Origin of the sequence: Geofilum rubicundum JCM 15548 (assembly GCF_000974365.1) — a bacterium.
In the GTDB taxonomy this organism is placed as follows: domain Bacteria; phylum Bacteroidota; class Bacteroidia; order Bacteroidales; family Marinilabiliaceae; genus Geofilum; species Geofilum rubicundum.
This window is the reverse complement of the sequence record NZ_BAZW01000023.1, coordinates 23,604-48,126: the sequence shown is the minus strand read 5'-3', so window position 1 is coordinate 48,126 and position 24,523 is coordinate 23,604. Positions and strand designations below refer to the sequence as shown.

Annotated in this window: 23 protein-coding genes and 1 pseudogene; all 24 read left to right on the top strand. The window is 42.7% G+C overall.

All coding sequences use genetic code 11. From position 1 onward, the window contains the following. The first annotated feature begins 239 nt into the window (after nt 1-239). The 24 genes and pseudogenes from JCM15548_RS11465 (at nt 240) to pseB (ending at nt 24,522) form a co-directional block, all read left to right on the top strand. Entirely contained in the window at nt 240-1,169 is a 930-nt protein-coding gene (locus tag JCM15548_RS11465) for a HipA domain-containing protein (protein ID WP_062125464.1), read from the top strand. Beyond that, nucleotides 1,166-1,822 (top strand): hypothetical protein, encoded by a 657-nt coding sequence (locus JCM15548_RS11460; protein ID WP_062125463.1) that lies wholly within the window; start codon nt 1,166-1,168, stop codon nt 1,820-1,822. The genes JCM15548_RS11465 and JCM15548_RS11460 overlap by 4 nt, the downstream gene beginning before the upstream one ends. 464 nt (nt 1,823-2,286) lie before the next feature. Next, on the top strand, nt 2,287-3,141 hold the full coding sequence (locus JCM15548_RS11455; protein WP_062125461.1) for a hypothetical protein: 855 nt from the start codon (nt 2,287-2,289) through the stop codon (nt 3,139-3,141). Beyond that, nucleotides 3,104-3,448, top strand: coding sequence for a hypothetical protein (locus JCM15548_RS11450; protein ID WP_157482691.1), 345 nt, complete (start codon nt 3,104-3,106; stop codon nt 3,446-3,448). Before JCM15548_RS11455 ends, JCM15548_RS11450 begins: the two co-directional genes overlap by 38 nt. A 3-nt stretch (nt 3,449-3,451) precedes the next feature. After that, nucleotides 3,452-3,805: an IS66 family insertion sequence element accessory protein TnpB gene (gene tnpB, locus JCM15548_RS11445; protein ID WP_062125457.1), complete on the top strand. Its 354-nt coding sequence runs from the start codon at nt 3,452-3,454 to the stop codon at nt 3,803-3,805. Nucleotides 3,806-3,876: 71 nt separating this feature from the next. Next, complete coding sequence (gene tnpC / locus JCM15548_RS11440; RefSeq protein WP_227625727.1) at nt 3,877-5,544, top strand: IS66 family transposase; 1,668 nt, start codon at nt 3,877-3,879, stop codon at nt 5,542-5,544. Between the two features lie 30 nt (nt 5,545-5,574). Continuing rightward, the gene (locus JCM15548_RS11435) at nt 5,575-7,362 is read left to right on the top strand and encodes a DUF4011 domain-containing protein (RefSeq protein WP_062125455.1); all 1,788 of its coding nucleotides are present in this window, start codon (nt 5,575-5,577) and stop codon (nt 7,360-7,362) included. A gap of 302 nt (nt 7,363-7,664) precedes the next feature. After that, nucleotides 7,665-9,659, top strand: a complete 1,995-nt coding sequence (locus JCM15548_RS11430) for a DEAD/DEAH box helicase (RefSeq protein WP_062125453.1) — start codon at nt 7,665-7,667, stop codon at nt 9,657-9,659. 29 nt (nt 9,660-9,688) lie between these two features. After that, nucleotides 9,689-10,648 carry a DUF3320 domain-containing protein gene (locus tag JCM15548_RS11425; RefSeq protein WP_262487010.1) on the top strand — a complete coding sequence of 320 codons (960 nt, stop codon included), beginning with the start codon at nt 9,689-9,691 and terminating at the stop codon, nt 10,646-10,648. 245 nt (nt 10,649-10,893) lie between these two features. Next, nucleotides 10,894-12,132 (top strand): AAA family ATPase, encoded by a 1,239-nt coding sequence (locus tag JCM15548_RS11420; protein ID WP_062125449.1) that lies wholly within the window; start codon nt 10,894-10,896, stop codon nt 12,130-12,132. Beyond that, entirely contained in the window at nt 12,129-12,632 is a 504-nt protein-coding gene (locus tag JCM15548_RS11415) for a hypothetical protein (protein ID WP_062125446.1), read from the top strand. The genes JCM15548_RS11420 and JCM15548_RS11415 overlap by 4 nt, the downstream gene beginning before the upstream one ends. Before the next feature lie 479 nt (nt 12,633-13,111). Next, nucleotides 13,112-13,963 (top strand): PD-(D/E)XK nuclease domain-containing protein, encoded by an 852-nt coding sequence (locus JCM15548_RS11405; RefSeq protein WP_062125443.1) that lies wholly within the window; start codon nt 13,112-13,114, stop codon nt 13,961-13,963. Nucleotides 13,964-14,317: 354 nt separating this feature from the next. Then, nucleotides 14,318-14,638, top strand: coding sequence for a hypothetical protein (locus tag JCM15548_RS11400; protein ID WP_062125442.1), 321 nt, complete (start codon nt 14,318-14,320; stop codon nt 14,636-14,638). Between the two features lie 161 nt (nt 14,639-14,799). After that, the gene (locus JCM15548_RS11395) at nt 14,800-15,705 is read left to right on the top strand and encodes an SMP-30/gluconolactonase/LRE family protein (RefSeq protein ID WP_062125441.1); all 906 of its coding nucleotides are present in this window, start codon (nt 14,800-14,802) and stop codon (nt 15,703-15,705) included. A gap of 299 nt (nt 15,706-16,004) precedes the next feature. Further along, nucleotides 16,005-16,181 (top strand): hypothetical protein, encoded by a 177-nt coding sequence (locus tag JCM15548_RS21675; protein WP_157482689.1) that lies wholly within the window; start codon nt 16,005-16,007, stop codon nt 16,179-16,181. An 89-nt stretch (nt 16,182-16,270) separates the two neighbouring features. After that, nucleotides 16,271-16,828, top strand: coding sequence for a hypothetical protein (locus JCM15548_RS11390; RefSeq protein ID WP_227625726.1), 558 nt, complete (start codon nt 16,271-16,273; stop codon nt 16,826-16,828). Nucleotides 16,829-16,901: 73 nt separating this feature from the next. Continuing rightward, nucleotides 16,902-17,264 (top strand): EamA family transporter, encoded by a 363-nt coding sequence (locus JCM15548_RS11385; RefSeq protein ID WP_062125439.1) that lies wholly within the window; start codon nt 16,902-16,904, stop codon nt 17,262-17,264. Further along, the gene (locus JCM15548_RS11380; RefSeq protein WP_062125437.1) at nt 17,261-18,193 is read left to right on the top strand and encodes a glycosyltransferase family 2 protein; all 933 of its coding nucleotides are present in this window, start codon (nt 17,261-17,263) and stop codon (nt 18,191-18,193) included. Before JCM15548_RS11385 ends, JCM15548_RS11380 begins: the two co-directional genes overlap by 4 nt. Beyond that, nucleotides 18,190-18,903 (top strand): GNAT family N-acetyltransferase, encoded by a 714-nt coding sequence (locus JCM15548_RS11375; RefSeq protein WP_062125436.1) that lies wholly within the window; start codon nt 18,190-18,192, stop codon nt 18,901-18,903. Before JCM15548_RS11380 ends, JCM15548_RS11375 begins: the two co-directional genes overlap by 4 nt. Before the next feature lie 17 nt (nt 18,904-18,920). Continuing rightward, nucleotides 18,921-20,066 (top strand): dTDP-4-amino-4,6-dideoxygalactose transaminase, encoded by a 1,146-nt coding sequence (rffA, locus tag JCM15548_RS11370; RefSeq protein WP_062125433.1) that lies wholly within the window; start codon nt 18,921-18,923, stop codon nt 20,064-20,066. A 375-nt stretch (nt 20,067-20,441) separates the two neighbouring features. After that, complete coding sequence (locus JCM15548_RS11365) at nt 20,442-21,566, top strand: hypothetical protein (RefSeq protein WP_062125432.1); 1,125 nt, start codon at nt 20,442-20,444, stop codon at nt 21,564-21,566. A 35-nt stretch (nt 21,567-21,601) separates the two neighbouring features. Then, nucleotides 21,602-23,388, top strand: a pseudogene (locus JCM15548_RS25480) (ABC transporter ATP-binding protein). Between the two features lie 115 nt (nt 23,389-23,503). After that, a complete protein-coding gene (locus JCM15548_RS26330; RefSeq protein ID WP_369403695.1) occupies nt 23,504-23,659 on the top strand; it encodes a polysaccharide biosynthesis protein in 156 nt (51 codons plus the stop codon). 5 nt (nt 23,660-23,664) lie between these two features. After that, nucleotides 23,665-24,522: a UDP-N-acetylglucosamine 4,6-dehydratase (inverting) gene (gene pseB, locus JCM15548_RS11350; protein WP_262487009.1), complete on the top strand. Its 858-nt coding sequence runs from the start codon at nt 23,665-23,667 to the stop codon at nt 24,520-24,522. The last annotated feature ends 1 nt before the right edge of the window (nt 24,523 follow it).

Here is a 24,523-nt window from a genome sequence, read left to right as displayed (position 1 = left end):
CCACCCTTACTTCGGCAGAAAAAACCATCTCCAAAATTGGAGAGGACTATCAAATCACATTAACCGGAACCGACGAACAAAGCAACAGCGTAACAGCCTAATACAAAGGAACCTTAGCGTATTACACCTTGGAGCCTTAAAAATTCCCCTCCCTAACCAATTGGCATATTTCTTTGACATATCTTCCTGGAATGAAAAGACCTGGTTTCAGACTGGGGGGACTCGCAGCAAGGTCATAGTTGAGAACCCCTTGGATACTTGTAATTACTTTTTTAAAACGTCACATTAAAAAAGAAAATATTGATTACAAGCATGAATTCTGGTCCGAAATTATAGCAAGTGAAGTGGGGGATCTGTTAGGCTTTAACATGTTAAAATATGACATAGCCTATAGAAATGGGGAAATTGGTTGCCTTTCAAAGTCTATGGTCAATGAAGGTCAAAATGAATTGACTGAAGGCATGAGTTATTTAACCGGATATGATTCAAACTATAATCCTGAAGATAAACTCTCCAAAAAACTCTATACCTTCCACTTTATACAAAAAGCGCTCGAACATTTTGATCTGGGTCAATACATTAAAGATATTCTTGAAATAATTGTACTGGACAGTATTATTGGCAATGGCGACAGACATCAGGAAAACTGGGGAATAATTACGGAATACAATAAAGCAATAACTGACCATAAAGCGAATACAAAAAGTGGGAAAAGTAAAATCTTTAATAAAGTACAATCTGCAATTTCAAGAGCCTCCTCAAGCAAAAAACTACAAAAAAAAGCTAGTCGCTTTTCACAAATCTACGATAGTGGGAGTTGTTTAGGTCGGGAATTATCTGAAGAAAAAATTAAAATTATGCTTGCGGATGAAACCATGTTGCGGGCTTATATCAACAAAGGCTCATCTGAAATTCACTGGCATGGAAGGAAGTTGAGTCACTTTGAGTTAGTAAAACAGCTTCAAAATGAATACTCCCAGGAACTCAACAGCATTTTTAAAAGAATTCAAGAGCACTACAGAATACAAGCAATTCGCGACTGCATTTTCAATATAGACCAGAAATTGCCGTCAGAACTTTCTCAATACGAACTCCCTCGCGACAGGAAAGAATTTATATCAAATTTGATATCTTTGCGCATTAATAGTATATTAAACATTCACAAGTGAAAGCAATAGGAAGCATATATTTAACCTGGCGTAAAGGAAAGGGCAGCCGCAGGGTGATCGTTGGAAAAATCCAAAGAAGCGCCAGCAAAGGTGTGCAATTCCATTATATACAAACGGGTGTAGCGAAGGCCAAAGAAGAGGGTTTTACCCCCTACGTTGATTTTCCCGATACAACAAAGGTTTACACAGAAAAAGTGCTTGATATTTTTGGTCAGCGGTTAATAAAAACCGAAAGATCTGACATTCAAAAGTATCTTGATTTTTGGAACATAAGTAAGGAATATCAAAACGACAAGTTCTATTTGTTAGCATATACTCAGGGAATGTTATCAACAGACAACTTTGAGTTTTTGGCTGACTTTCACCCTGTAAAAGATTTGCGGTTTGTTTCTGAAATATGTGGGCACTCTTATTTTGAAGTAACACCAGGTCAATTATCAGTTAATGATATATTGACTTACAAATTGGAAAAAGACAATACAAAAGATCGATATGCCGTGAAGCTATTCAAAGGTCCAAAGGCAATCGGCTATGTAAAACTCGTCCACTCACGTGTCTTTCATAAAAAGGCTAAGCTCCCTTTGACCGTCCGTGTAAAAAGCATCGATCAAAACGGCAAGGTCAACAGGGTTTTTATTGACATCTTCTACTAGAAAGCCAACTCAAAGATTTATTATAAACGCAGAGGACGGTGCACATTCAGGTGCATCGTCCTCCGAAACTCCTTCTTCCTAATTAAGGCAAGATGAGCGCCACAAATATACATCATTCACTTACAAAAACAACATTTTGCTCTAGTTTTAACATTTGAATACCATGGGCAACTTATTCTCGATCAGTTTTTTAAAAAAAAACGAACCTTTCCGTGCAGTCCATCCTAATCACTTCCCTTTTTGCTTCCATCCTCCATTTTATGCCATTCGTGTAATTTATTGCCTAATCTTCTGATCCACAAACCAAAACCTCAACAATTTATCCTAAATTACGAGTCCTAATCCCAAATAAACACCAAGCCCCAATTCCTGTTCCCGCCTTGCGGAACTGCGCTGCGCTTGAATTAGTGAAATTCGTGGACCCAATTAGTGATCCCTATTCGTGGACCAAAAATTTTTAACAAATGATCACCTCAATCAGCCCTCTTGTTGCCGAGTTCATTTACACACCTGTAGTAAATTATGCCATTCAGCAGAACCGGATTCCCATAGTTCGCAATCTGGTGCTCGAAAACACGACAGAGAAGGACCTGCACGAACTAAAAATAACGCTGACAAGCGAACCTGAATTCGTTTACAGCTGGGAGCACCGCCTCGAGACACTGCCTCCCAACCAAAAAATAGAGCTTGAAGTAAAAGACCTAAAGCTTTCTGCCAAATTCTTGTCCGAGCTGACAGAAAGGCTTTCGGGCGAACTGAATTTAAAAGTATTTTCAAACAACGAACTGTTAGCACAGCAATTCTACAGTGTCGATGTTTTGGCCTACGATCAGTGGAACGGTATAGGTGTCCTGCCCGAAATCTTAGCAGCCTTTGTCACACCCAACCACCCCGAAATTGCCAAAGTACTACAAACAGCAGCCACCATACTTGAAAGGTGGACTGGCAATCCATCCTTCGACGGCTACCAGAGCCTGAGTCCCGACCGGGTAAAAAAACAAATGGGTGCCATCTTCGAAGCCATTGCCAGTCTTCAACTGGTGTATTGCGCCCCACCGGCAAGTTTCGAGAATACCGGACAGCGCCTGCGCACCTGCGACACCATTTTTGCACACAAACTCTCTACCTGTATCGACACCGCCCTTTTATATGCAAGCTGCATCGAAGCCATTGGACTCGCCCCCTTGCTGATTGTGCTTAAAGGCCATGCCTTTGGTATTCACCCCAGTAAACGCATCTGTTCCGGCATGATTTTGGTGGCTAACTTTGCCAGAAAAAATCATGCAAAACAGAAAATCTTTAAATCAGACCATGCTTGAGCACGCTGCAATTCAACAGAGCAGTGTAAACACAATTCTAAATTACGCAAAACTTATTGGAGTCTCCCGTTTTAAGATGCAATACTGGGTACGGAAGTACAAAGCCCAGCAAAGCACGCAAGATATTGAAAGCTCCAGGAGCATTAAATTCATCGATCTTAGTTCATTCCAGAATCAAACTCAATCTGTGATCGCAGACAGCCAACCAGAATCTAATGATGCAGCAGCAATTTCGCCGATACAGGATAAACGTCTACCACAAATTACGCTTTCCTTTCCGAATGGCATTTGCTTAAAAATCTATTAGGCTATGATCGGACTAAGTGCAAATCTGAAGTACTATTTGTGCTGCAAGCCTATTGATATGCGTAATGGATTTGACGGGCTGGCTGGAATCGCACGCAATGTCTTGCAAAAGGATCCTGTCAGCGGCTCCGTTTTTATCTTCATTAACCGTACGGGTACACATATCAAACTTTTATATTGGGATGGAGATGGTTTTGCGCTGTTTTATAAACGCTTGGAGCGTGGCAGATATTCTTTAGGTGACCAAAATAGCAAAGCAACTCCATCACGACTCATTACCCGGGAGGAATTGATGATGATTATGGAAGGGCTTTCCTTTAAAGATTTGAAACGCAAAAAGCGATTTAAATTTGAATAATATTTTTGTTTTTTTGCAAAAAAATATGTGCTATATGTTTGTTAATCAAATGATTAATACTATATTTGCGTATGGAAAATCAGCATCCTTCATACGATCAAAACACCGCACAACTAGTGGCCAGGATTTCGGCTCTGGAAGCTGCTCTTTTGGAGAAGGAAGCTGCTCTTTTGGAGAAGGATACCGCTCTTTTGGAGAAGGATACCGCTCTTTTGGAGAAGGAAACTCTCCTTACTGACAAGGAGTCAATTCTTACTAAGCAGAAATCTGTAATCACAGAGAATGTCTCCATTATACACAAACTTGAACAAGATGTTGAATATATGGCCTTTCAGCTAGACCAATTGCGTCGTTTGATGTTTGGCTCCAAACGGGAGCGTTTCATTCCTCAAGAGCATCCCAGTCAGCTGCAATTATTTGATTCAAAGGCTATTTCTGAAGTGGTTAAGGAAGAACAGGAAAAGATCCGCCTGGAATACGAACGCAAAAAAGTTAAGAAAGAGCATCCTGGTCGCATGCCCCTACCTTCACACCTTCCCGTTATTGAGATTATTCTGGAGCCTACAGAAGATACTACCAATATGATTTGCATTGGCCAGGAAATCACAGAGGAGTTAGATTATACGCCTGCTAAGTTGCATAAGAATCTTTATATCCGTAATAAATACATTACCAAAGAAGACGAGAAGGCAGACCAAAAGCAAGTAATTGCTCCTTTAAACAGACCTCTTCATAAATGCATCGCCAGTGCTAATCTGCTAGGAATGATATTTATCAATAAGTACGTATATCACTTACCAGTTTACCGCACTCGTCAAATGCTTACCCAAATGGGTGTTACCATCCCGGATTCCACGCTGGAATCGTGGATAAAACTAGGAGCCAATTTGTTACGACCTTTGTATGCGGTACACCGATTACATGTTTTCAGGGAAACCTATCAAATGATTGATGAATCACCAATAAAAGTACAGGATCATAACAAAAAAGGTACGTGTCACAAAGGGTACATGTGGGTTAGGTATGCCCCATTGTCAAAAAGCGTGCTATTCGAATATTATAAGAGTCGATCGGCCAATGGTCCCATTGACGACTTGGATACTTTTAATGGGTTTATACAAACCGATGGTTACAATGGCTATACCTTTTTGGCAAAGAAAGGGGGGCTGACCCATTTATCGTGCTGGGCCCATGCCAGGCGCTACATAGAGGCTGCCTTGAAAAATGATAAGGAACGAGCTTCCCATCTGTTAAGATTGATCCAAGTTCTTTATGCCATTGAGGCTCTGGCACGGGATAAAAATCTATCTCACGAACAAAGGCATGACCTGAGATTGGAGAAATCTTTGCCAGTGATTAATGAAATTGGGACTTACATCTACAAGCACAAAGGATCTGTAACTCCCAAGAGTCCTATAGGTAGAGCTTTTGAGTATTGCAACAACAGATGGACCAGCCTGCAGAACTATCTTACCAATGGCATGTTGGAGATCGACAGTAACCTCGTGGAAAATTCTATACGTCCATTAGCTCTAGGTCGAAAAAATTTCTTGTTTGCCGGATCACACGATGCGGCTCAAAACATTGCCATGTTCTACAGCTTCTTCGGAACTTGCAAGAAACTGGACATCGATGCCCAAAAGTGGTTGAAGTACGTCATGGAAAACATCCATATTACACCTGCCGGTAATTTCAAAGAACTTTTGCCGCAATTTATAGACAAAAACTTACTTCAGTAACACGCCTTTGCTGGGGCGGATACTGCCTTTGTGGGCGCCTGGTTGATAGACGACAGCTTTGCCGACACGGTAAACGACGACGTTTCCCTATTAAAAAAGCGAACAGCCACCGGAATAAACGAAATTTCCCTGGTTGAAGCTACCGCTATGAATGCAGGCAAAGCACAATCCTTTGACGAAGCCATTGCTGCGGCCAATTTTCATCTGGTGAATGAGGACAACTTCATCCTTTTTATTGATATAAAGCGCGCCCGGTTAAGCGGAATCAGGCCCCTACCCCAGCGGGTTATTACCGACACCGGTTGGGAAATAATTAAAGAAGAAAAATCCACACTGAGAGCAAGTCTTAACCCCGAAGACATTAACCACCATCCGGAATCGGAGGCCTCAGTGCCCGCAGAGTTCTCCAAACAAAAGCTCTGGGAAAGGAAATTACTCGACTTAAGCCTACGCAATAACCTTTTAAATCTACGAACCACCCGCAACACCATTCAGTTGGTCGCCATCAAACTTAACGACTTTGAGGATGCTCTGGACGAAGGCAAAGAATTTCAGATACTAACCAAACCCGATAACTGGATTAACCCCAACCAAACTTCAGGAGTATATCAGGCCATCAGCATGACCGACCCCGTTGTTGATCTTCTGAAATATGACCTTTCTCACCAAAAACTACGTACCTATTTGACCGAGGCCGAATTACAATCAGCCTTAACTAAACTTTACCGCTCGTCCCGACTATCCCTCGAAGAAAATGGCGCCAACACCCTTTATCTGGCATTGGGCTTTTTAAAATGGTACGAAAGCCCCAAAAGCGAACTTCCCCGTTACGCCCCACTATTGCTGCTGCCCATTGAAATTATCCGAAGATCGGCACAAAAAGGCTATGTAATACGAAGCAGAGAAGAAGAAACCCTGATGAACATCACCCTGCTTGAGATGCTCAAGCAGGATTTCGACATAAGCATCGGCGGCCTGACCGAGTTGCCCCGCGACGAAAGCGGGGTAGATGTAACAAAAATATTTAACCTGGTACGCAGAGGCATTATGTCCCAGGCCAGGTGGGATGTAGAAGAACACGCCTTTCTGGGTATTTTTTCCTTCAGCAAATTCATCATGTGGAACGACATCCACCACAACGCCTCTAAGCTCAGCGAAAATAAAATTGTAAAGAGTCTGATTACCGGCAAACTGGAATGGGAAACCGATGGCGTGCCCACCAATAGCGACCTGGATGGCAGTTATCGACCATCCGAGATAGCCCTGCCCATAAGCGCAGATGCCACCCAGCTCGATGCCATTTGTGCTGCCGCCCAAAATAAAAGTTTCATTCTGCATGGTCCCCCCGGTACAGGCAAATCACAAACCATCACCAACATCATAGCCAACGCTCTTTATCAAGGCAAAAAAGTGCTTTTCGTCGCCGAAAAAATGGCAGCACTCACCGTTGTGCAGAAGCGTTTGGCCGACATAGGTCTGGGCCCCTTCTGCCTCGAGCTTCACTCCAACAAGTCGAAAAAATCGACCGTGCTGGAGCAGCTCCGACAAACAACAGAAATAATCCGCAAAACATCCCCCCTCGAATTTGAATCAGAAGCCGAACGGCTTCATCTGCTTAGGACGGAGTTGAATGAGTACGTAAACGCCCTTCATAATCAGGGCGAATACGGTTTTTCTTTATACGATGCATTTACCGGCTACGCCGCACTCAGTAGTGCCAGCGACCAAATTCATCTCGACAAAGATTTGATTGCACAGTTAAGCAAAGAAAAATTCACCGCTTATGCACACACCCACACAACCACCCCCTGGCCCTAATAAAAATTAGCACCTACAATCAGCCAACCAAAGCCATAGCACAAGAAGTAATTGCTAAATATAACCAACTGCTGGGCAACAAACTCGAAACAATCACGCAGCTGTGCCAACTCCTTTTAATTGAACCCACCCGACTTGACCAAAACAAAACTAAAAGTCTGGAAAGACTCAGTTTACAACTGATAAGCCTGCCCGACAGTCCCCCCACCCTCCTAAATATTGACCACCCCGAACGCAACCTGGCCCAAATCATTGAGCTGGCAGATCACGGGCAAAAGCGCGATGCTCATCGTGCCCTTCTTTTGAATGATTTCACTAAAAACATATTCGAAGTAAACGCCGAAGCACTGCTGTTTCAATGGCAACAAGCATCTACAAGATGGTTGCTACCAAAATTCCTTGGTCAAAACAAAATAGTTAAAACCCTACGGCCCTTTTCAAAGACAGGGAAAATCAATAAAAGCACAATAGAAAGCCAACTCCAAACCCTCATTGCCTACCAAAAAGAGCAAGACCTTATCAACGAAAATGAAAGCAAATATGCGAAGACACTCGACTTTTTATGGAACAACGGTAATGGCGACTGGAAAACCATTGCCCACATTTGCGAAAAAAGTCTGATCATCAACAACCTTCTGCACCAGATCACCGAGGATCCCGGACAATTAAACAATACAAGATATACAATCGCAGAACTGCTGAAAGAAGGCAGCTCCACTTTTCAAAATTTTAAAGGAAAAGTCTTTGTCCATTTTTATGCCCTTACTCAGGAACAAGAAAAATTGGAACAGGAACTGAGTTCCTTATTGTCCATCAACTTTAACCAAGAACTATCCCAAACCACAAACCATACTGCATTTTGGCAACAAAATGCAGAAGTCTGGCTGCAGAACCTCGATTTGTTGCGTGATTGGTCAAGTTGGAACCGCATAAAAGAAGAGACCATCAAAATGGGTCTGCTCCCCGTAGTCGAAACTTATTCCAATGGCATGCTTCCGACCAATGAGGTACTCTCTTCATTTAAAAAATCTATTTTCAAATGTCTTGCAGAACACATTATAGCCAAAGAACCGGGACTTGCAATTTTCAACGGGAAACTATTTGAGGCCAAAATAAAAAAGTTTAAAGAGCAAAGCAAGTACTTCGAAGCCCTCACCAAAGCCGAGCTATTTGCCAAACTCGCCTCCCACCTGCCCTCCTTCTCGCAAGAAGCATCCACCAGCTCCGAAATAGGCATCCTGCAGCGTGCCATCAGAAACAACGGTAGAGGATTGGCCATCAGAAAACTATTCGACCTTATCCCCAACCTCTTACCCCGCATGTGCCCCTGCATGCTGATGAGTCCCATCTCCGTAGCTCAATACTTCGAAGTAGATAAAACAAAATTCGATCTGATAATTTTCGACGAAGCATCACAAATGCCCACCTGCGAAGCAGTCGGCGCCATTGCCCGAGGGCAAAACGTAATTGTTGTCGGCGACCCCAAACAAATGCCTCCCACCAACTTCTTTTCCAGCAATCATTTCGACGAAGAAAATGCCGACAAAGAAGATCTGGAAAGCATTCTGGACGATTGTCTGGCCCTCTCCATCCCCTCCAAACACCTCTTGTGGCATTACCGAAGTAAGCACGAAAGCCTCATAGCATTCAGTAATTCAAACTATTACGAGAACAAGCTGCTTACCTTCCCCTCACCCGACAACCGCGCTACAAAAGTCACCAACCAGTATGTGCCCGGGTACTACGACCGCGGAAAAACCCGGCAAAACCACTTCGAAGCCAAGGCAGTCGTTGCCGAAATCATTAAACGACTAAGCAACCCCAAACTCGCACAAAAAAGCATTGGTATCGTCACCTTTAGTTCGGTACAACAAAATATTATTGAAGACTTATTAAATGAAGAATTCAAGAAAAATCCGGAATTAGAGAAAACCGCTACAGATGCCCAGGAGCCCGTCTTTGTAAAAAACCTAGAGAATGTGCAAGGCGACGAAAGAGATGTCATTCTGTTTTCGGTAGGTTACGGACCCGATAAAGAAGGCAAGCTTTACCTGAACTTTGGACCCCTCAACCGCGAAGGCGGTTGGCGAAGATTAAACGTAGCCATATCCAGGGCCAGATACGAAATGACGGTATTTTCAACCTTACGATCCGACCAAATTGACATCTCCCGCACCTCCTCCGAAGCGTTGCCGGAATTAAAGCCTTTCTGCAATATTCCGAAAATGGAATGGCAACCCTTCCACAAAAACAAAGGTCTAGTCCAACCACCCAAAAATCGTTTGAAAAAAAGGTAGCCGAAGCCATACAAAAATTAGGCTACACGGTGGAAACCAACATCGGCAGCTCAGGCTACAAAATAGACATCGCCATTGTAAACCCCGATAATCCATCAGAATACCTGCTCGGCATACTAACCGACGGCCTCACCTACCGCGCCGCAAAAACAGCCAAGGACCGCGAACTAAATCAGGCAGGCGTTTTAAAAATGCTCGGATGGAACATCTACAAACTGTGGTCCCTTGATTGGTGGGACAATCCACAAAAGGTACTGGAAGATATAGAAAAAGTCATAAAGCAATTACCTGACCCCGGAACTGAAACAACACCGGCTAGTCAGCTAACTGCTTCCATTAAGTCACCTGTTGCCACAGAACAAAAGCGGGAACAATATGCCAGTATAAAATTACAAGACATGCAGCAGCCAACAACACAGCAAATCACACAGCAAATTCTGGAACCCGTCAGCAGTGCCCAACCCTACCGAGTCTGTGAATTAACACCCACAAACCTCCAAAACTCCGATGCGCTTTTCGACTACAGACTCAAAGAAAAGATCACCGTGCAAATAACCCAAGTCCTCGAAACAGAAGCCCCCATCAGTCATGCCCTCCTTTCAAAACGCATCTTAAACGCCTGGGGCATTTCCCGACTGGGAGTAAGACTCAATAATTACCTGACCGCCAAGTACAACAAAATGGAAATAAAATACACACAACAAAACGGCACCAAATTCTACTGGACCAACGAACAAGATCCTCAAAAGCACAGCACATATAAGAACCCCGCCCACCGACGACTTCAAACGAAATGCAGAAGACATTGCCAAAGAAGAAATTGCCTGCGCCATAAAGGACGTCCTTACCAACCAAATAAGTCTCCCCGAAGCAGACCTCATCAGAGAAGTTGCCAAAGCCTTTGGCTATACCCGCTTGGGCGGAAATGTCGAACAGTCGATGCGCACCGGTATCGATCATTCCCTTTCCAATGCCGACATCATAAATAACAACGATCGTCTCATCCTCTCCTAGCCCCATTAGTGGAATTAGCAGCACTAATCTTCGATTCACGAAATTCGTTGACTAAACACTGAAACTTCCACCCCACTCTTCGTTATTAAAGGCAATTTGACTATTTTTGGCACTGCAACGGTGAGTACTTTTTGTAACTCACCGCGGCGTAGCGTGGAAAACACTCAAGGACAGCGCTTCGCTTATACGCCCTGGCCGCGACCAACTAACAGAAGCAACCATGCGCAAAATTAAAATCAAAAATTTTGGCCCCATAAGAGATGGGCGTCTTGAAAACAATGGTTGGATAGACATCAAAAGAGTAACTGTTTTTATTGGCAATCAGGGAAGTGGAAAAAGCACCATAGCCAAACTGGTATCCATCTTCACATGGATAGAGAAAGTGCTTAACAGAGGAGATTACAAAACCACCGACTTCACCAAATACAACCGCTTCAGGAGAACCTATTGTGCGTATCACCGTATTGAAAATTATTTTTTTGATTTAGACGACAAAGATCAATCAGAAATTGAATTCAAAGGAACAACTTATCATTTCAAATACAGAAAAGGCAGTCTCACAATAAAGCGGATTGAGACTAAAGTGCTCTATCATCTGCCTCAGATAATGTACGTACCAGCTGAGCGCAATTTTATTGCCAATGTAAAAACCCCTAAGGCTTTAAAATTAACCTCCGATTCATTGGTAGAATTTGTCACCGAGTACGATAACGCCAAGAACGAACTAAAGGGAGCTATGAAGCTCCCTTTAGTTGGCAATCTGTATGTAGAGTATCAAAAACTCAACGACATCGTTTACATTAAAGGCGATGATTACAAGATACAGCTTAAGGAAGCATCCTCAGGCATTCAATCCATCGTACCCATGTATTTGGTTTCATGGTTCCTCTCCAATTCTGTAAAATGGCAGTCAGAAACTACTCAAAACATGAGTAGCGAAGAAATGAACAGGTTTAGGAAAGGCGTCGAAGAGATTTGGGCCAACGACAGTTTGACAGAAGAACAAAGAAGAGCAGCCTTATCTGTTCTCTCATCAAGATTCAAAAAAACCGCCTTCATCAACATTGTAGAAGAACCCGAGCAAAACCTGTTTCCAAGCTCACAAAGAGATATGATTCACAGCCTTCTGAGCTTTAACAACAAAAACCTTGCGAACCAACTAATAATAACCACACACAGTCCGTATCTGATAAATTATATAACACTGGCCATAAAAGCAGGCATATTAGCCACCAAAGCATCTAACCAACAGAAAGAAAAAATAAGCGAAATAGTTCCTTCAGAATCAGCAATTAATCCTGATGACATAGTCATCTACGAGCTCAACGAAAAAACAGGAACGATCTCCAAACTAACAGATTACAACGGCATTCCCTCCGACAACAATTATCTCAACCGACTATTGGGTGAAACCAACACCCTTTTCGACGCACTATTAGACATTGAGGAGGGACTATGAGCATTGATTTTGAGAAAGCAACCTGCCAGACAGAGACAAACAAAGACAAATTCGGCATTTACGATCCAGGAGACAAAAAACCAGCCGTTTTAAGATTTGAGGACGCAGCGTTATGGCATGCCACTGTAATCAATACAAAACAAAAGCAAATAAAATTTACAGCCATAGATAATTGCATCGACATCCTCCGGACAAATGGCGAAATGGCTCAACGATGCGACGGCATGTTAACCTTTAACACAACAATCTACTACATCGAATTAAAAACAGGTCGAAAAGCCTGGCAGCAAGAAGGCCTTAATCAAATTGAAAGCACCATCAAGCAAATGCAAAACAAAGCACAAGCATTTGCAGAACAATTTACAAAACGAATCGCCATTGTCGCTAATAGAAACGCCAGACGCCCCACATTTCAAAGTTCAAACGCAGCACAGCGCGAATACTTTATGAAAGAATATAAAACCAGGGTTCAATTTGATGCAGAAGTCAATATTCAGTAAAATTGACACCGTCGATCTTCGATCCGCGATAATTAGCTGACAAATCTGTGGACAAAAATCATTAAAAAAAATCTGCGTAAATCTGTGGAATCTGTGGACAGCATCCCATTCGTGTAAATTCGTGGACCAAGCACACTAACCCTAACCCACACCTACGAGGCAAGACATTACACAAATCAAGATACGGAAGTCGAAGCCTCTTCTCCTTCCTTCCAATCGCCAAAAACGGCGATCGTGTTACCATACCATTTGGCGAGCTAACTACAGAATTGGTGGCCAAAAAAAATAAAAAGATAAGAGGTAAATACCCCGTACTGCTGTCTTGCAACGAGATGCAACAAATATATCACCTGATAGAAAACAAAGCAGTAACAAAAGTAATTGGGAATATAAGTTGTGAGCTCATACCCATTGACAAGGAAGACCCCAAGTGTGAAAAATGCGGCACTTGAACCCAGCACACAGGACACTAAGCAACAATGCATTACTTTAACCACTCGGATTTTAATGAAGACCTGAAGAAGGACTTTACAGATGCCAACAAGCAGATGAAAGCATATACTACCATCCTTCATGAGAGTATGGCGGGTGGAGTTTATCAAATGGATATAGACGCCAAAAAAAACCTATTTACAAAACATCTGAACAACATTAAACTAAAGTTAATCCTTGCATTTGACGCTTTCGAGCTGTCGCAAATGAGTATCGAATTAAGCAAGAGTTTAGCGCCCTATAATGAAGACCTCTCAAAATTAAATTACATAAAAGTCATTGACGTATTATTTAGCCCCGTGCTCCCTATATTGGTAGAATATCACAAGGCATTATCCTATTGTTTAAAGCCTTCAGACACAAACAATGAAGACAGCCTAAACGCATTTGAAGTATTAGAACAAATCCTTAGTAACACAGCAAAAATATTATCGGATCGCAAAATCATTCCTACTAAGGAAAAAGAAATCCAAAAAGCAGTTTATGACATCTTGATTCATGTATTTCCAGACACCATTCGCGAACAGCCCGTTCCGCAAGTCTCAAAAACTTATAAAGCAGATTTTGGCATAAAAAGCTTAAAATGCCTTATAGAATTTAAGTTCATTACCAGCCTTGAGGAAGCAAAAAGTGCTATCGGAGGTATTTATGAAGATATTGGCGGTTATAATGGTTCTGAGTTTTGGGACACTTTTTATGCAGTTTTTTATATGACAGAACCCTTTTACACGCAATCACAAATTGAAGCAGAATTGAAGGATTCAACAATTAACGCAAAATGGAAACCCATTGTAATACAGGGAAATGGAAAGCGTGAAAGAAAGAATAAAGAAAGGTAACTACTCAGGTGGCTAATTTAACAAAATTTTTAAACCAATTGTATTAATATTTATCAACAGCAACCGGCTCCCGCCCCCACCAGGCAATTGCAAATGGCAACCATTTTAAATAAACTTGGTGCAACAAAACGCAAGGCCATGTATTTAGAATATTTTCAATATCAGAACATACTGATACACAATCGGCATCAACCCAAACCCGAATTGCTGGGGTATTCAAGCATAGAGATGCATAATATTCTATATCACCCCTTTGAACCCCACAAAACCACGTACTAAGAAAAACAGAAACCGACAAACAAAGATGCAGCACAGCCTTCCATCACAAAACATCTCGCTAAAAAAACAGGTCCATTGGCAAAACAAAAACATGGAAGAACTTATACCCAAAGAATTTTTGAAATACATCGTTCGCAACGGCTGCATTGGGTCAAATATCATATCGATGAAAAAACAAATAAAAAGATAGAAATATTCAGTACCGAAGAGCGCATAAACGGCAAAAAGAAATACCGCACCTACATCTACAATTTGACTCAAAAGTATGTTGTTGTCCTTGAGCCACAGCGCAGCAAGACCGACTACTATTTGCTTTCAGCATATTATCTGAACAAGCACTACGGCGAAAAGAAAATGAAAAAGAAGATGAAAAGCAAACTCAAAGATATATTATAAACGCAGAGGACGGTGCATATCCAGATGCATCGTCCTCCGAAACTCCTTCTCCCTAAATAAGGAAAGATGAGCATCACAAAGATACACTAAACTGTATGCAAAAACAATACTTTTGGTCCATTTTAACATTCGACTGTCAACCAACACCAAACAACCATACCATGAAAACACACATCTTCATCACCCTCCTAACCAGCCTCCTACTCACAAGCTCATGCGTACAGTCCCCAAAAGACCAGCGCGTAGTAGCCGAAGGCGCACAGCCCATACTCCTCAGCAATCAGTTCACCTTTACCGAAGGCCCGGCAACCGACAAGCAAGGCAACGTCTATTTTACCGATCAACCCAACAACCAAATCATTAAATGGACCCAGGAAGACAACTCCTTCTCCGTGTTTACAGACAGCTCACATCGCTCCAACGGCATGTACTTCGACAGAGAAGGCAAGCTCATTAGTTGCGCTGATTTAAACAATCAGCTCATCTCCATCAATCAAAACGGCGAGCTAAGCATTTTAGCCGAAGGGTACAACGGCCTACCCCTTAACGGACCCAACGATTTATGGATCGACAACAAAGGCGGCATCTACATCACCGACCCATATTACCAACGCCCCTGGTGGAACCACCAACAAATGCCACAAGATGCCCAATGCGTTTACTATTTAAACCCCCAAGGCACACAACTCACACGCGTTGCCGACAAACTCCAGGCCCCCAACGGAATAATAGGCACCCCCGACAACACCCTCCTCTACGTCTCAGATATAGCAGACGGCAAAACCTATTCGTATCAAATCCAGGCAGACGGCAGTCTCAGCAACCGAAAACTCCTCTTCGAAAAAGGATCAGACGGCATGACCCTGGACCAGCGCGGCAACATCTACATCACCAATGCCGATGGCGTAACCGTATTTAACAAAGAAGGACAACAAATCGATCAAATCCTCATCCCCGAAGACTGGACCGCAAACGTCACATTCGGCGGAAAAGAACGCAACAAACTGTTCATCACCGCCTCCAAATCAGTGTACCTCGTTGACATGAAAGTAAAAGGCGCCTACTAACACCGCTGGTCTACGATTAGTGGACCCATCCCTGTAACTTCGCCCCCCAATTCTTCGTTATTACCACTAATTGCACTATTTTTGCAAAGCCTTGGTGAGTAACAGCTGTGACTCACGGGCCGGAGGCGTACCCAGCCCCAAGCACCACCAAACCGTAACCCAAACACAACCAACCCCTTCCACAATTCGTGTAATTCGTGGAATTCGTGGATCACAACTACCAACTACTCATTTCGAGAAATTATACCCACAAACGGACACAGGATATTCCTATCTGTTAAAACTAAAAACAGCAAATCATGTATAACACACAACAAAAGCTACTCGCAGTTTTAGCTCAAAAAACAAAAACTGAGAAACGCACAAGAAAGACTGTTATTATATCCTTGCAGTCTGCCAAAATTCTCACTAAAAATGAAAACTTCTCCACTCATTTTAAAGAGCTAGAAAAGGTTTTCGAAACCAACAAAAAATAAGATATCAAATTCGAATGTACAGCAACCGACCTAATTTACTAATTGGATTTCACGGATGCGACGAATCAATTAAAAACAAATTGATTTCCGTGCCAAATGACATTAGGAGGAGCCAAGAAAAATTTGATTGGTTAGGGCATGGTTTCTACGTTTGGGAAAACAACCAGAAAAGGGCAATGCAATGGGCAAAGGATAAACAGAAAAGGGGCGCCATTGACAAACCGGCAGTTGTAGGGGTAATATTTCAACTGGATCTTTGTTTTGATTTAACAGATGCCTCATATATTGAGTTTCTACCCAAGTTCTACGAATCAATGATACAAGACTTAGCCATTGCAAACAAAGCAATACCAAAGAACAAAAACCACGAAAAGGATAAACATCAGGACCTATTAATTAGAGAATTGGATTGTGCCGTTTTTGAATATATGCACCAGAAGATTAAAGAGCAGATCGAAAGCAATTTTAATTCGAGAGGCGGTAGTGAGCTAAAATCCTTTGACACAATCAGAGGAGTGTTTACCGAGGGAGGCCCCGTTTACGACGGCGCAGCTATCCAATCCAGAACACATATTCAAATCTGCATACGTAACCTTAATTGTATAAAAGGTTTTTTCCATCCAAGAGAACTAACAAAATTCAATTAAGAATCCCCAACGACCAACAGGCACTTAAACCTCCATCAGTCGTAACGCAAACAAAAACAACTTCAAAAACCCAATGGGGTATATCTACATCGCAGGCTGCATCCTGTTTACCGTTTACGGGCAATTGGTTTTAAAGTGGCGCATGAACCTAAAGGGGCAACTGCCTGAAGCGCTCAACGAAAAAGCACTATTTATGGTGAAGCTTTTTCTGGATCCCTGGCTTGTCAGCGGCTTTGCCGCCGCCTTTGTTGCCAGCTTATTCTGGATGGCAGCCATGACCAAATTTGAAATATCCTTTGCCTATCCTTTCATGAGCGCTTCCTTCATCCTCGTCTTTTTACTCAGTATGTTTCTTTTTGGAGAAACCTTCACCTGGGGCAAAGTAATAGGCTTATTGCTCATTACAGCTGGCATCTTTGTAACGGTAAAACTATGAGCAACACCTGCATTTCCATCGTAGTACCCCTTTACCGCTGCGACAAAGCAGTAGAGGAGTTAACGGACAGGATCTCCACTACCCTCGGAGCACTAAAACTCAGTTTCGAAATCATTTATGTAAATGATGCCAGTCCATCGGCCGACTGGGAGGCAGTCACCCAAATAGCCCAGGAAAACACGCGTGTAAAAGGACTCAATCTTTCCAGAAACTTCGGACAACATTATGCCATAACAGCCGGGCTCAATTACGCAAGCGGCGATTGGGTGGTAGTAATGGACGGCGACCTACAAGACCAACCCGAAGACATACCCTTACTCTACAATAAAGCACAAGAAGGGTTCGACATTGTATTGGCAAGAAGAGTAGAAAGACAACACTCTTTTCTGAAAAGGACAGGGTCAAAATGGTTTTATAAAACCCTCGCCTACTTAACAGACACCGAGCAAAATGCCGAAATCGCCAACTTCGGCATCTATCGAAAAAATGTAATCGCAGCCATTTTATCCATGAAGGATAAAACACGCTACTTCCCCACTATGGTCCGTTGGGTTGGATTTAAAAGAACCGAAATTGGTGTAAACCATGCCGCCCGCAAAGAAGGAAAAAGCAGCTACAACCTTAAAGCCTTGCTAAATTTAGCACTAAACACCATTCTTTCCTTCTCTGACAAGCCACTACGACTAACCGTAAAGGCAGGCATTTTCATCTCATTTGCAGCTTTCATTTTTGCTGCAGTGACTTTTATTCGTGCTTTGACAGGCCATATTGTGGTAAGTGGTTACAGCAGCATGATAATATCCATCTGGTTACTTTCGGGTGTAATAATAACACTCATCGGAATGCTAGGGCTATACATTGGAAAGATCTTCGACCAGGTTAAAGACAGACCCACCTACCTGGTTGCAGAAAAAATTAATTTTGAATGAATTCATTGCCAGCAATTGAATATCTGGATTGGGACAGCCGATTTTTCAATCAGAAAATAGGCAAAATTATCCAAACCCAAATCAACGTAAGAGATGCAGACTTTATAATAGCCAAGAAACAAAAAGAAGGATACAGCTTGATTTATATTAGCACAAAAAGCATAACTCATGAGGCCCATAAACTAATTGAGGAGCATCAAGGGATACTGGCCGACCACAAAGTCACCTACCAAAAGAACCTAAATGTAGCCCAGCCAAAAGAGACAGACAAAAACATCCAACCCTACAACGGACACTTATCCGATGAATTGCTCCAGCTGGCATTGTTGAGCGGACACAGCAGTAGGTTCAAGAAAGACCCTCGATTAAATCAAAAGTTCGACGAACTTTATCAAAACTGGATTCAAAAATCAATAGATCGCAGCCTAGCCGACATAACCGCTGTTTATAAGCAGAACGACGAAATACAGGGCTTCATAACCATAAAGAAGCAAAACGATTATACGCAAATAGGCCTGATTGCTGTTGCCCCAAAAGCCCAGGGGGAAAATATCGGCGCTAAACTCATAGCATTTGCAGAAAAGTGGACCCAAGTCAACAGCTATAAGCAGCTGAAAGTAGTAACACAAGAAGACAATCTGCAAGCTTGTCGGTTTTACTCCAAGACAGGGTTTATTCCTGAAACGACAGAACTCATCTACCACTTGTAATACGAGTTATTCTACCCATGATCCCCTTCAACAAGCCCCATATCACCGGAAAAGAAGTGCACCACATTTATGGTGCAGTAGCTACCGGACACATCAGCGGCAACGGCAAATACACGAAACTTTGTCAAAACTATTTCGAAGAACGATGGGGCTTCAAAAAGACCCTCCTGACCACCAGCTGTACCGATGCACTGGAAATGTGTGCCCTCTTGGTCGACATACAACCCGGCGATGAAGTAATACTGCCCTCTTACACCTTTGTAAGTACAGCACTCGCCTTTGTGCGCCAGGGAGCAGTTCTGCGCTTTGTCGATAGTCGAAAAGATCACCCCGGCATGGACGAAGAGCAGATTGAGGCACTCATCACGCCAAAAACCAAAGCCATTGTACCCGTCCATTATGCCGGCGTGGCCTGCGATATGGACAAAATCATGCAGCTTGCCGACAAATACAATCTCTTTGTAATTGAAGATGCCGCACAAGCCATAGACAGCTATTTCAAATCACCCAAAGAGCCCCCGCAAAAACCCAGAGCACTTGGATCCATTGGACACTTGGGATGTTTTTCGTTCCATGAAACCAAAAACATTCAATGCGGCGAAGGAGGCCTTTTGGCCATTAACGATCCGCGCTTTATAAAACGAGCCGAAATTCTTTGGGAAAAAGGCACCAACAGAGCCGAATTCTTCAGAGGAGAAGTCAACAAATACGGATGGGTAGATACCGGCAGCAGCTTCCTACCCGGAGAAATTACCGCCGCCTTTCTTTGGGCACAATTAGAAGAACTGGACCGGATACAAAACCAACGGAAGGCCATCTGGAACCAATACCAGGCCTCATTGCAAACCTGGGCAGCCAAAACAGGTGTACTCCTCCCCTACACACCCGATTATGCCACCCCAAATGCCCACATGTTTTACCTCGTCTGCCCCAGCCCCAAGTTCCGTACCCAATTAATCGAACACCTTAAAAAACACAACATACACGCAGTATTTCACTACCTGAGTTTACACAACAGTCCCTATTACAAGCCGAAATACACCGGCAACCAATTGCCTAAATCGGACTACTACTCCGATTGTTTGGTGCGCCTCCCCTTATATTATGATCTCGCCGAGGTTGAAGATATTTGCGAAACAATAAACAATTTTAATCAAGGCTAAGAAATGCTTTCCCAAACACAAAAATATGCCAAACCAAGCTTTGTTCTAGTCATACTAATGGCTGCACTTTGGCACTTCTGGGCCTTACCATATAGTCCACTACCCTGGTTCGACGAAACGTTTTTCGCATCTATAACCCATTCATTTATTAATGGTAGCGGTTTTCATCTTGCTGTATGCCCACTTCAATCAAATGGTGAACCCGTACTACTCTACGGACCTATTTATTTCTTACTAACCGGACTCATCACAAAGACCTTGGGTTTCGGTCTTTTTAGTTTTCGATTAGCCAACTTATTGGGTGCAATCGTTTCCATATTTCTTTTTTCCCGGATTATAAAAAAGCTGGGGTGGCGGTCAACAACTTTGTACCTCATGACCATCTTGCTGGCCTTTGATGTTATCTTTGTCCAAAACGCGCACAGCGGACGCATGGACCTGGTGGCCTTAGCGTTCTTTCTTGGGGCCATCAACCTACATCTCACGGGGCATTCATCCATCAAACAGCAATTCATTGCCCTCTTAGGCACTTTAGCGGTATTGACCACCCTACGTATTGCTATTTTGGTATTGCCCTTCTTTGCACTCGTGTTTTTCACCAATATCAAAAACAAACAATACCAGCAAGCAGCAACCCTTCTTCTAACCTCCATGCTGCTTTATGCTATTTGGATTGGTATAGGTTTTGGCTCACTCTCCAACTTTTTAGCAGCATATACCCAAAGTCACTCCAGCAGCTTTACAGGCCATACACTCACTTCCAGTTTTCTTGGAGGGAACTTTTCCATTCCTTTCCATCAATACCCTATGATAGCCTTAGGCCTCATGAGTATCGCCCTGCTTTTTAAACAACACTACCAACAACAAAAATTTTGGCTGATTCTACTTCCCATCCCCTTTTTTTACCTACTGGTTAAAGACACCGGAGCCTACTCCGCCTTGGTAGTCCCCTTTTGGTACCTGATCATCGGCATGGCCTTTGAAAAGCAAGCTAAAGCGAACACCAGCTGCCTCAATCGACTAACTGCCTTTGGGGCTATAGCCTTGTTGTTAGGTGTCAATGGAGGTGTTTTCCTGCTTAAGTCAGCAACCATTGCCACCACCGTGCCCCAGCGCAACAACAAGCAGCTAACAGCCTGGGTGAGCAAGCATCTGCCCGCACAAAGCCGGGTGGTAGGCGACGACAGGTATTATTATGCAGTAATCAATAATCATTCTGATTTCCAATACATCCAACGCGTTCAATCAAACGAAGCACGCGCCCACTACCATAAAGAAGAATTTCAACCCAATTACCTTTTCATCTCTTCACAAACCACGCCCGATATTATTGAAGCTTACAAACAGCATTTTGTATTTGGCGATACTTTTACCTACACCCCAATAACCCAACAAAATATGGTCACCAGACTCATTCAAAAGATTCCGATGCAAATCCACACGAGCCTCGAAGGAACATTAATACAAGTCACGCCCAAAAAGATTCTCGAGAGTAACTAAATAGGCATAAGCAATTACATTCTTGTGCTTCATCAATGCAAATCATGAACCAAACCATCAAGCATATTATCAAGAACAACATAATCACAGGAACCCTGCTCAAGCTTAGGCGCGTGTTGCCACCCGCCTATCGCAAAAAATCCTTTAAAATGATTGCGCTGCTCTTTCTTAACTCCATGTTTGAGTTGGTTGGCCTGGCAGCCTTTCTCCCATTATTTTCAGTCATTCTGCAACCCGGTGTCATTCAATCGCACCACACCATCAGCAAAATATACAGCTTTGTAGGATTCAACTCCGAAAACCAATTTATACTATCGCTTGCAGGACTAATCGTCGTAGCCATAGTATTCAAAAACATAGCCAGCATCTACATCGTTCGTTCCCAGGCACGTTTTTCATTATCACTTTATCAGTATTTCTCCAACAGATTACACCAACTGTATTACAGCAAAGGTTTTCCTTTCTTTAAGAAAACCAACTCTAATATTATACTTCGAAACATACATATTGTACCCAACCAATTTGCCAACCAAATTGTGCTCCCCACATTCAACTTGCTCAACGAACTTTTAATCCTGGTTCTAATACTCACCGGCCTTTTTCTATACGACCCAAAAGCAATACTCTTACTCACCATCACCATTCTACCGGTTTTCTTCCTGTTTTACAACTGGGTAAAGGGGCGAGCACTTAAACTCGAAAAAGAAGTCAACTCAATAGCCCCCGAACTAACCAAAAGTATTTTTCAGAGCGTACACGGATTCCCCGATGTAGAAATCACCAACACCCAACCAGTGTTTCGCAAACGCATTTCTGATTTCATTGGCCGCCTGGTTAAACTAAACATACGCCGAACCGTTTACAACGCAGCACCAACAAAAGTTCTGGAAACAGGCATGGTCATCACCGTTTTTGCAATAACCGCTTACGGACTTTGGTTCTTGCCCGATCGCGCCGGACTTGCAGCCCTCCTCGGAATGTACGCCCTGGCTGCCTACCGTATCCTACCCTCAACCAACCGCATTATGTTGGCGCTGATCAGCGTCAAAGGCTACCAATACACCTTCGACATAGTAAACGAAGTCAATGGATTTATCCCAGAGAACGAACAACACGAAGAAATTCAGTTCAACAGCGGCATCCATATAAAGCACCTTTCCTTTCAGTTTCCCGATGCCAAAGAAAAAATGCTTAACAATGTGAACCTAAGCATCAACAAAGGAGAGAGCTTGGGGTTGATTGGCGTATCCGGTTCCGGCAAAACCACCCTTATGAATCTCCTACTCGGGTTTTGGGAGCTACAGAAGGAGAAATCCTCATTGACGACAAGCCACTAAATAGAAACACACTAAAATCGTGGCGCGACCGTATTGGTTATGTACAACAGGAGGTTTACATCATCGACAGCTCCGTCGCCGAAAACGTGGCTTTTGGGCTAAAGGGTGGTGAAATAGACTTAGAAAAACTGGAAAAAGCCCTTAAACAGGCTAGTCTGTGGGACTTCGTCCAAACACTCCCCGATTCGGTGCATACCCTCATTGGAGAGCGAGGTACTAAACTATCCGGAGGCCAAAGGCAGCGCGTTGGTATTGCGAGAGCCCTATATGCCGGCGCTGATATATTACTATTTGACGAAGCCACTTCTGCTCTTGACACAAAGACTGAAGAAGAAATCACGGAATCAATCCGCTCATTGGCAGATGGCAACTTAACCCTTATCATCATTGCTCATCGTAAAACCACCTTGAAGTATTGCTCAAGAATAATAAGAGTGGCAAATGGTAGAATCTCAGGGGAAATAAAATACGAAGAAATTTTTTAAGATGAAATACACTAAGCCAGACAAAAACAATACGCTTAGACTCAACAAAACCGATTTACTGGTTGGAGCAAAATTTCACATCAATTACCACGCTGATAAACATACACTCTAAACTATGGACTTAAATAATAAAGCAATACTGATAACCGGGGGAACTGGTTCATTCGGCAAGAAGTTCTCCGAAATGATTTTAAAACGATATCCAGACGTTAAACGACTTGTAATATACTCAAGGGATGAGCTGAAACAATTCGAAATGGCTCAGTTGTAATCCTCATGAAAAGTTTCCTCAGGTACGTTTTTTCATTAGGTGACGTAAGAGATTTACCAAGGTTTAAAAGAGCCTGTCAAGAAATTGATGTAATTATCCACGCAGCAGCTATCAAACAGGTGCCAACAGCTGAATACAATCCTGATGAATGCGTAAAGACTAACATTGGAGGCGCACAAAACATAATAGATGCGGCCCTTGAGACCAATGTGAAGATGGTCGTTGCTCTTTCAACGGACAAAGCCGCTGCGCCAATTAATCTATATGGTGCCACGAAATTGGTTTCTGACAAACTTTTTATTGCTGCCAACAATATTAAAGGAAAGAAAGATATAAAATTCTCAGTTGTTCGCTATGGAAATGTTATGGGGTCAAGAGGCTCAGTGATTCCATTCTTTATGCAAAAAGCCAGAGAAGGAAACACTTTGCCCATTACAGATAAGGACATGACAAGGTTTAACATTTCGCTTGAAGAAGGCGTTGAAATGGTATTATGGGCAATCGATAATGCGATAGGTGGAGAATTATTTGTGCCAAAAATTCCATCCTATAAAATTGAGACAGTTGCCAAAGCCATTGCACCAAATGCAAAACTAATAGACATTGGCATTAGACCAGGTGAGAAAATCCATGAAGAAATGATAACAGCATCTGACTCCTTCCAAACCATTGATATTGGTAAATACTATGCCATTCTTCCTTCAGGTTGCAACAAACAAAAATACTTGCACCATTATAAGGCCGTTGAAGTTGAAAAAGGATTCAGATACAATTCTGGTGAAAATGCAGACTGGGTTAATGTAGAAGAAATGCGCAAATTAATTCGTGAACATGTAGATCCCAACTTTAAGCCATTACAATAAG